Annotated in this window: 3 protein-coding genes and 1 tRNA gene; 1 reads left to right on the top strand and 3 read right to left on the bottom strand. The window is 59.5% G+C overall.

Annotated elements, in window-relative coordinates; genetic code table 11:
- Positions 1 to 243 precede the first annotated feature (243 nt).
- A tRNA-Ile gene (locus tag N3J91_10235) sits at positions 244 to 319 on the bottom strand.
- A 150-nt stretch (positions 320 to 469) separates the two neighbouring features.
- Between N3J91_10235 and N3J91_10230 the strand changes: the two genes are divergently transcribed.
- Positions 470 to 970: a hydrogenase maturation protease gene (locus tag N3J91_10230; protein MCX8156806.1), complete on the top strand. Its 501-nt coding sequence runs from the start codon at positions 470 to 472 to the stop codon at positions 968 to 970.
- Here N3J91_10230 and N3J91_10225 read toward each other — a convergent pair.
- Together N3J91_10225 and N3J91_10220 are read right to left on the bottom strand one after the other, a co-directional pair.
- Positions 964 to 1,662, bottom strand: a complete 699-nt coding sequence (locus N3J91_10225; protein ID MCX8156805.1) for a lipoate--protein ligase family protein — start codon at positions 1,660 to 1,662, stop codon at positions 964 to 966. The two genes, N3J91_10230 and N3J91_10225, sit on opposite strands and share 7 nt — an antisense overlap.
- A 74-nt stretch (positions 1,663 to 1,736) precedes the next feature.
- A complete protein-coding gene (locus N3J91_10220; GenBank protein MCX8156804.1) occupies positions 1,737 to 2,285 on the bottom strand; it encodes a hypothetical protein in 549 nt (182 codons plus the stop codon).
- Positions 2,286 to 2,331 lie beyond the last annotated feature (46 nt).

The following is a 2,331-nucleotide window of genomic DNA, read 5'->3' as shown; positions in this document are numbered from 1 at the left end:
GTGCTCGTCTTGTACTGCCAGCCAGCGACGTCGAGCCGGTTTAGAACGAGCACCCACTCGCACCATAACGGCTTCGACGAGACGTTGCGACCGGATGTCCTTGCATCAGCCCCGCTGCGAGGCGGACAAAAAGGGCATCTAATCCTTATGTAGGCGTATTATTTTTCCCCCAAAAAATCAAGCCAATTCTTGTTCACTTCTGGCGATTTATTGGCCGATGAAAAATTGACTACCACGCGTGGCTGGTGGGCCCAGAGGGATTTGAACCCCCGACCAAGCGATTATGAGTCGCCTGCTCTAACCCCTGAGCTATGGGCCCATCCGATGGCGTCAAACTTAAAGCAACCCAGACTGTAATCAAGCCTTGAACGCCGCCCACGCACCACCAGCCCCTGTTGTAGAAAAGATGGAGCCGCCGTCCCGGTAAATTCAACTCGACAACCGTGCGCGGTGTTTGAAGCATGGCGCCGTGGAAGCGCAAAAACCCATTCTCCTGTTGGGCCTGGGCAATGACATTTTGAGCGATGATGCAATTGGCCTCATCGTGGCGCGGGAATTGCAGCAACGCTTCGCCCATCATCCGCTCATCGAAGTGCAGGCCGTTTGTGAGATGGGTCTGGGGCTGCTCGATTACATCGTCGGCCACCGGGTCATGCTGGTGGTGGACTCCGTGCAAACCGGCAAAATTCCCCCCGGCCAGATTCACGAGGTGGGGGAGAAAGAGCTCCCCACCCTCCCCGGGATGTCCCCCCATTTCCTGGGCGTGGGGGAGATTTTGACTTTGGGCCGGCGTATGGACTATGTCATGCCGGAGGTGGTGGGGATTTTCGCCGTGGAAGTGGCCGATGCCTCCACCATCAGCGAACAACTGACGCCGCCGGTGGCCGCCTGCCTGCCCCAGATTATCGAGCGCGCCGCCGCGTGGTTAACCCACCAGGCTCTCCAATATCCCACGCGCCCGGCTCAGTGACGCAAGTTCCAGGCCGGCGAGGCATATTTGGCCAGATAGGGCTGCAACTCCTCCTCACAATGGGGCGGTGGCGCACTTGCCGCCTGCCAGGCATCGCGCAGGGCGGTTTTGATGATTTCGGCCCTCACCTGCAAATTGGCGACAAAATCCGCATGACGCCGGCCGTGACGATAATCGGGCACACGGGAGGGAAAACGCAAATAGCGCTCCATCAACTCCACCCGCGCATCGAGCAGAAAAACGCCGTGAAACAGCAGCACCTCCTTGTAGCGCCGCTGGGCATTGCCAGAGCATTTCCGGCCCGCCAGCGCCAGGTCCGTGATGCCTTTGACCTCCACAGGCCGGCCCAGCACCCGACTCAGGGCCGCGGCATGACGTTGCATGATGAAATGATTGGCGCCGGTGATGGTGGTTAAAGGCCCCTGCTGGGGTACCCGCAGAATCAAGGAATAATTCAGACAGCCCGGCATTTGCAGGACCGTCCCTCCCCCGCTGACGCGGCGGAAAATGGGCACGCCATCGGCGGCACAGGCCTCCCAATGGACCTCCTGCCGGACACAATTGCCGTAACCCACCACCACAAACAGCGTTTGCGGCTCCCAAAACCACAGCACTTCCGGCGCCCCCCCGGCCACCCGGGTGACCAGCCATTCATCCAGCGCCAGGCAGTGTTCCGGCCTGTGCCAGGTCATTTCAAATACCACCATTTTTAGGACAGAGAGCCAGACAGGGTGGCATCCCCATGAATCGCCGCACCCAGAAGAATTCACCCAATGCGCTCAATTTCCTCCTCCAACACTTTGCTGCACTCGGGGCAAACCCCATGGGTGATGCGGGGCGGGATCGCACAATTGAACAAGCGCATTTGCGCAACCGCCACTTCCGGCTCCTGCCATTGAGCGGTCAGGTCATTTCTAACGCGCTTGCACCAACTGCACATCACCACCAGCCGGGAGGGATCAGGCGCCCGGGCGGCCAACAGTTCCAGAGCGGGGCGAACTTCCTCGCGCAAAATCCAGTTGCGGAATTGAATTCGGCCCCCTCCCAAGGGGTGGATTTCCATCCGCATAAAACGGCGCTTGTCCGGAGAATCACAGCGATAAGGCAGCGTGATGGCGCGGGCCGCCATACGAACCCGACGCACAATAATTTGATAAAACTGCCGTATGGTGGCCTCGTGGATGAAGTCCCACAGGGGCCGGCCCAGGACCGTTTCCAAAGTCAAATGCGGGGCCTGGTTGTCTCGGGCGAACTGGAGCCACGCTTCATTGACCCAGGAGAGGGTATCGTCGGCTTCAATTTGATGCACAAACATAAATACGTTGGCGGGCCGGGTTGGCCGACACCCCGACACCCTGCCC

Source organism: Verrucomicrobiia bacterium (assembly GCA_026414565.1).
GTDB lineage: Bacteria > Verrucomicrobiota > Verrucomicrobiia > Limisphaerales > Fontisphaeraceae > Fontisphaera.
This window is presented reverse-complemented; position numbering and strand designations above follow the sequence as displayed.

What these genes read in the sequence shown, in the direction of transcription:
- N3J91_10220 (MCX8156804.1), bottom strand. Translation starts at nt 2,285, where the DNA reads ATGTTTGTGCATCAAATTGAAGCCGACGATACCCTCTCCTGGGTCAAT.
- N3J91_10225 (MCX8156805.1), bottom strand. Translation starts at nt 1,662, where the DNA reads ATGACCTGGCACAGGCCGGAACACTGCCTGGCGCTGGATGAATGGCTG.